This window comes from Pseudomonas sp. HMWF006 (assembly GCF_003061205.1).
GTDB lineage: Bacteria > Pseudomonadota > Gammaproteobacteria > Pseudomonadales > Pseudomonadaceae > Aquipseudomonas > Aquipseudomonas monsensis.
In genome coordinates this window covers 41,757-47,834 of the sequence record NZ_QAIU01000558.1, presented here as the reverse complement: position 1 = coordinate 47,834, position 6,078 = coordinate 41,757, and the positions used below count along the sequence as shown (strand labels likewise).

Below are 6,078 nucleotides of genomic sequence, written 5' to 3'. Positions count from 1 at the left end.
GGGCGAGGGCGTACTCCTCGCCGCTTTTGGGATGGAGAAACACCGGGAAATCCGCACCGACCGGGCGATAACCCTGGGCGAGCATTTCTTCCGTGGTTGCACCGACCACTACCCAATCGACATCGGTAACCGGGATACCCAGCAAGCGATCGCGAACCGCGCCGCCAACCTTGAAAATCTGCATAAAAAACCTCCGTTAGCCTGACAGGATAACCCTTGTGTCAGGCTTTCGGAGGCCGCAAGCGGATCAAAGATGAATGACGGCGAGGTCAAGTCGGCCGTAATCCCCTTCGCTGTGTTCACTGCGTGGCGGAACGTGATGGGTTTTCATGATCTGGTCGCCTTGCAGGGTTTCCAGATGAATGTCGAAGCCCCACAGGCGATGCAGGTGTTTGAGCACCTCGTCGGTGGAGTCGCCCAGCGGTTTGCGGTCGTGCTGCTGATGGCGCAGGGTCAGCGAGCGGTCGCCACGGCGGTCGATGCTGTAGATTTGCACGTTCGGTTCGCGATTGCCGAGGTTGTACTGCGCAGCGAGGGTTTCGCGAATGATTCGGTAGCCACCTTCGTCGTGGATCGCCGGTACCAGCAGATCATCCTTCTGATCATCATCGAGAATGCTGAACAGTTTCAGGTCGCGGATCACCTTCGGTGACAGGTATTGCAGGATGAAACTCTCGTCCTTGAAGCTGCTCATGGCGAACTTGATGGATGACAACCAGTCAGTGCCCGCCAGGTCCGGGAACCAGCGCCGGTCCTCTTCAGTCGGCTCTTCGCACATGCGCCGAATGTCGCGGTACATGGCAAAGCCCAGGGCATACGGGTTGATCCCGCTGTAGTAGGGGCTGTCGAAACCTGGCTGGAACACCACGCTGGTGTGCGAGGTGAGAAATTCCATCATGAACCCATCCGTGACCAGGCCCTCGTCATACAGGTCGTTCATGAGCGTGTAGTGCCAAAATGTCGCCCAGCCTTCGTTCATCACCTGGGTCTGGCGCTGTGGATAGAAATACTGGGCGATCTTGCGCACGATCCGCACGATCTCGCGCTGCCAGGGCTCCAGCAGCGGCGCGTGCTTCTCGATGAAATACAGAATGTTTTCCTGCGGTTCGGCCGGAAAGCGTGCGTTGTCCTTGTCGCTGTATTTGTCTGCGCCTTTGGGAATGGTGCGCCACAGATCGTTGATCTGCTTCTGCATGTGCTCTTCGCGGTCCTTCTGCCGCCGGCGTTCCTCTTCGGCGGAAATCGGATACGGACGCTTGTAGCGGTCGACACCGTAGTTCATCAGCGCATGGCAGGAGTCGAGCAGGTCTTCCACTGCGTCGATGCCGTGGCGTTCCTCGCATTGCATGATGTACTGCTTGGCGAACACCAGGTAATCAATGATCGAGCTGGCGTCGGTCCAGGTGCGGAACAGGTAGTTGCCCTTGAAGAAGCTGTTGTGGCCGTAGCACGCGTGCGCTACCACCAGTGCCTGCATGCAGATGGTGTTTTCTTCCATCAGGTAGGCGATGCACGGGTCCGAGTTGATCACGATCTCGTAAGCCAGGCCCATCTGCCCGCGACTGTAGGATTTTTCGGTGCTGAGGAAATGCTTGCCGTAGGACCAGTGGTGATAACCCAGTGGCATGCCCACCGAGGCATACGCATCCATCATCTGCTCGGCGGTGATCACTTCGATCTGGTTGGGATAGGTATCCAGCGCATAACCGGCCGCGATACGGGCGATTTCGCGGTCATAGGTCTGGATCAGCTCGAACGTCCATTCGGAGCCGGTGGAAATGGGTTGGCGCTTCTGCTCTTTGGCGGTCATGTCACTAACCTGCGCTGGAAGAGTTCACGGAAGACCGGATAGATATCCCCGGCCGAGACCAGTTGCTGCTGGGCAAACGTGTCGGAAAAGGCTTCGGCGATGCGTTCGTACTCGTACCACAAGGCCTGATGTTCGCGCGGGGTGATCTCCACATAAGTGTAGTACTGCACAAACGGCATGATCTGGTTGATCAGGATATCGCGGCAGATCGGCGAGTCGTCGTTCCAGTTGTCGCCGTCGGAGGCTTGGGCGGCGTAGATATTCCACTCGTTGCTCGGATAACGCTCGGCCATGATCTCCTGCATCAGCTTCAGGGCGCTGGAAACGATGGTGCCGCCGGTTTCCCGTGAGTAGAAAAACTCCTCCTCATCGACTTCTCGGGCGCTGGTGTGATGGCGGATGAACACCACGTCGATCTTGTCGTAGTTCCGCTTGAGAAACAGGTACAGCAGGATGAAGAAGCGTTTGGCGATGTCCTTGGTGGCCTGGGTCATGGAGCCGGAGACGTCCATCAGGCAGAACATCACCGCTTTCGAACTGGGGTTGGGCTGCTTGATCAGCAGGTTGTATTTCAGGTCGAACGTGTCGAGGAACGGAACGCGATGGATACGCGCGCTGAGTTTCTCGATTTCTGCCTCAAGCTCCTGAATATCGCCGAAGTTGTCTGGCTCTTCGCGTCTCAGACGCTCAAGTTCTTCTTTGACTTCCCGCAGTTTTGCCCGGCTGCTGCCGGACAGCGCGATGCGCCGCGCGTGAGCCGAACGCAGTGTGCGGATGATATTGATGCGAGAAGGGTTGCCTTCGTTGCTGATCCCGGCGCGCACGGTCTTGAAGGTGTCGGTACCGCTCAGGTTGCGTTTGACCAGATTCGGCAGTTCGAGGTCCTCGAACATGAATTCGAGAAATTCTTCCTGAGTGATCTGGAAGACGAACTCGTCCATGCCCTCGCCGGAATTGCCGGCCTTGCCCGGCCCGCGTCCGCCGCCGCCTCCCGGTGGACGGGCGATGTGTTCGCCGGCGGTGAACTCCTTGTTGCCGGGATGCACCACGGTCTGCTTGCCGCCGCGGCCATGATGAAGCACCGGTTCGTCGATGTCGCGACCGGGAATACTGATTTGCTCGCCGTGCTCCATATCGGTAATGGAGCGGCGGCTGACCGCCTCTTCGACAGCCTTCTTGATGTGATCACGGTAACGCCGCAGGAAACGTTGGCGGTTCACCGTGCTCTTGTTCTTGCCATTGAGACGTCGGTCGATCACATAGCTCATAGACCCCTCCGGGGAGCTTCAAGTCATAAGCCCCAAGCTGCAAGTGAAAGCTCTCCCGTTCCCGAAACCGGTCTCTGCTGTTCTCTTGCAGCTTGTCGCTAGAAGCTTGCAGCTGCTTTATTGCGATTTGCGGACCCGTAGGTACCATTCGGAAAGAAGCCGTACCTGTTTGTCGGTGTAGCCGCGTTCGACCATTCGTGTAACGAAGTCGTTGTGTTTCTGTTGATCCTCTTTGCTGGCCTTGGCGTTGAAGCTGATGACTGGCAGCAGGTCCTCGGTGTTCGAGAACATTTTCTTCTCGATGACCACCCGCAGTTTTTCGTAGCTGAGCCAGGTCGGGTTCTTGCCGTTGTTGTTGGCCCGGGCGCGCAGGACGAAGTTGACGATCTCGTTGCGGAAATCCTTCGGATTGCTGATGCCCGCCGGTTTCTCGATTTTCTCCAGTTCCTCGTTCAGTGCCACACGGTTGAGGATCTCGCCGGTTTCCGGATCGCGGTATTCCTGATCCTGAATCCAGAAGTCCGCATACAGCACGTAGCGGTCGAAGATGTTCTGCCCGTATTCGCTGTAAGACTCGAGGTACGCGGTCTGGATCTCCTTGCCGATGAATTCGATGTAGCGCGGCGCCAGGTATTCCTTGAGGTAGCGCAGATAGCGCTCGCGGGTTTCGGCCTGGAACTGCTCCTGTTCGATCTGCTGTTCCAGCACGTAGAGCAGGTGCACCGGGTTGGCGGCGATTTCATGCGGGTCGAAGTTGAACACCTTGGACAGGATCTTGAACGCAAACCGGGTCGACAGACCGTTCATGCCCTCGTCGACGCCTGCCGAGTCGCGGTATTCCTGAATCGACTTGGCCTTCGGATCGGTGTCCTTGAGGTTTTCGCCGTCGTAGACGCGCATCTTCGAATAGATGTTGGAGTTTTCCGGCTCCTTGAGGCGTGACAGCACAGTGAACTGCGCCAGCATTTTCAGGGTGTCGGGTGCGCAGTGGGCCTTGGCCAGGGAGCTGTTGAACAACAACTTGTCGTAGATCTTCACCTCGTCGCTGACGCGCAGGCAGTACGGCACTTTGACGATGTAGATCCGGTCGATGAAGGCTTCGTTGTTCTTGTTGTTGCGGAAGGTGTGCCACTCCGATTCGTTGGAGTGCGCGAGCAGGATCCCGGTGAAGGGAATCGCGCCCAGACCTTCGGTACTGTTGTAGTTACCTTCCTGGGTGGCGGTCAGCAATGGGTGCAGCACCTTGATCGGTGCCTTGAACATTTCGACGAATTCCATCAGGCCCTGGTTGGCCCGGCACAGCGCACCGGAATAGCTGTAGGCGTCGGCGTCGTTCTGTGGGTATTCCTCGAGTTTGCGGATATCGACCTTGCCCACCAGTGCCGAGATGTCCTGGTTGTTCTCGTCGCCCGGTTCGGTCTTGGCCACGGCGATCTGGTTGAGGATCGACGGGTACAGCTTGACCACGCGGAACTGACTGATGTCACCACCGAATTCGGCCAGGCGCTTGGTCGCCCATGGCGACATGATGGTGTTCAGGTAGCGCCGTGGAATGCCGAAGTCTTCCTCGAGGATCGCGCCATCTTCGGTAGCGTTGAACAGACCCAGGGGCGATTCGAATACCGGCGAGCCCTTGATCGCGTAGAAGGGCACTTTTTCCATCAGTTGTTTCAGCTTCTCGGCCAGGGACGATTTACCGCCGCCGACGGGGCCGAGCAGATAGAGGATCTGTTTCTTCTCTTCCAGGTCTTGGGCGGCGTGGCGGAAATACGAAACAATCTGGTCGATGCATTCTTCCATCCCGTGGAAGTCTTCAAAGGCCGGATAGCGCCGGATCACCTTGTTGGAGAAGATGCGCGACAGCCTCGAGTTGGTCGAGGTGTCGAGCAGTTCCGGTTCGCCGATAGCCATTAACAGACGCTCGGCGGCGGAAACGTAGGCGCTGCGATCCTTTTTGCACAGTTCCAGGTACTCCTGCAGCGAGAGTTCTTCCTGGCGTGTGGACTCGAAGCGTTGTTGGAAGTGGCTAAAGATACTCATGACGTCACCTCGCTCGATACGTGGAGCCGACGCCGGATCAGTCAGTCGATGCTGGCAAGCAGCCGCGGTGGCCGCTTGTTTACCCCCCAGAACACTTTCGCGGTCGACAACCTTGAAAGTCACTCCCGATGACCCGTGCGCCGGTGTACCGGCTCTCCCCTGTTTTGGATGGCCTGGGCTTAAGGATAGTTGGGAATTCGCGAGGTAAAGGCGAGATACGTAATTATGTGTGGCAGACCGTTCGTCTGCCCCGCGCAGGCCCACGGCAGCCGGGGCCTGCACGTGACAAAAAAATTATTCGGCGGTGCCTTGCGCGGTTTCCGACGGATAAGTCGTACGCCACAGCTCGAAGCCGCCGTCCATGCTGTAGACGTCGGAGAAGCCTTGGCTGACCAGATAGGCCGCAGCGCCCTGACTGGAATTGCCGTGGTAGCAGACGACAACCGTCGGTGCGTCGAGATCGGCACCTTGGATGAAGGCGTGCAGCGAGTGGTTGTCCAAGTGCTTTGAACCGCTGATATGCAGGGCGGCATAAGTCGCAGGGTCGCGGACATCGACCACCACGGCGCCTTGCTCGCGCAGGGCCTGGGCCTGTTCCGGGGGGATTCGTTTGAATTCGCTCATGGCGGGTTCCTGTTGCTCGGCTGAAAGCGCAGTCTAACGCGGCGCGCTGACTGGTGAAGGTTCGGGGATAAGTGGTGCGACGGTTGGCGCAAGGCCGCCGTGTGCATCGCATTTGCACGACACGCGCTCGCCGCTGTCGACGTTCATCAGGGTCAGGCTGCCACCCCAGACACAACCGGTATCCAGCGCCGAGATACCCGGTTCATGGACATCGCCTTCCAGCGCCGCCCAGTGGCCAAAGATGATGCGCAGGCCACGGGTTTTGCGCTCTTTATGCTGAAACCAGGGTTTGTAGCCTGGCGGGGCGGTGTCGAGGCCTTCCTTGCTCTTGAGATC

At 58.1% G+C, this 6,078-nt stretch carries 4 protein-coding genes and 2 pseudogenes; all 6 read right to left on the bottom strand.

The annotated features are described in order from the left end of the window. Positions 1-184: pseudogene (cca, locus tag DBR24_RS25435) on the bottom strand (multifunctional CCA tRNA nucleotidyl transferase/2'3'-cyclic phosphodiesterase/2'nucleotidase/phosphatase); the annotation flags it as partial. A gap of 63 nt (positions 185-247) precedes the next feature. Beyond that, on the bottom strand, positions 248-1,810 hold the full coding sequence (locus DBR24_RS25430) for a SpoVR family protein (RefSeq protein ID WP_123469274.1): 1,563 nt from the start codon (positions 1,808-1,810) through the stop codon (positions 248-250). Further along, complete coding sequence (locus DBR24_RS25425; protein WP_007910114.1) at positions 1,807-3,078, bottom strand: YeaH/YhbH family protein; 1,272 nt, start codon at positions 3,076-3,078, stop codon at positions 1,807-1,809. The genes DBR24_RS25430 and DBR24_RS25425 overlap by 4 nt, the downstream gene beginning before the upstream one ends. A gap of 117 nt (positions 3,079-3,195) precedes the next feature. Further along, positions 3,196-5,118, bottom strand: coding sequence for a PrkA family serine protein kinase (locus DBR24_RS25420; protein ID WP_128616100.1), 1,923 nt, complete (start codon positions 5,116-5,118; stop codon positions 3,196-3,198). Between the two features lie 294 nt (positions 5,119-5,412). Further along, positions 5,413-5,742: a thiosulfate sulfurtransferase GlpE gene (glpE, locus tag DBR24_RS25415; RefSeq protein WP_123469272.1), complete on the bottom strand. Its 330-nt coding sequence runs from the start codon at positions 5,740-5,742 to the stop codon at positions 5,413-5,415. Between the two features lie 33 nt (positions 5,743-5,775). Continuing rightward, a pseudogene (locus tag DBR24_RS33745) lies at positions 5,776-6,078 on the bottom strand (diadenosine tetraphosphatase); the annotation flags it as partial.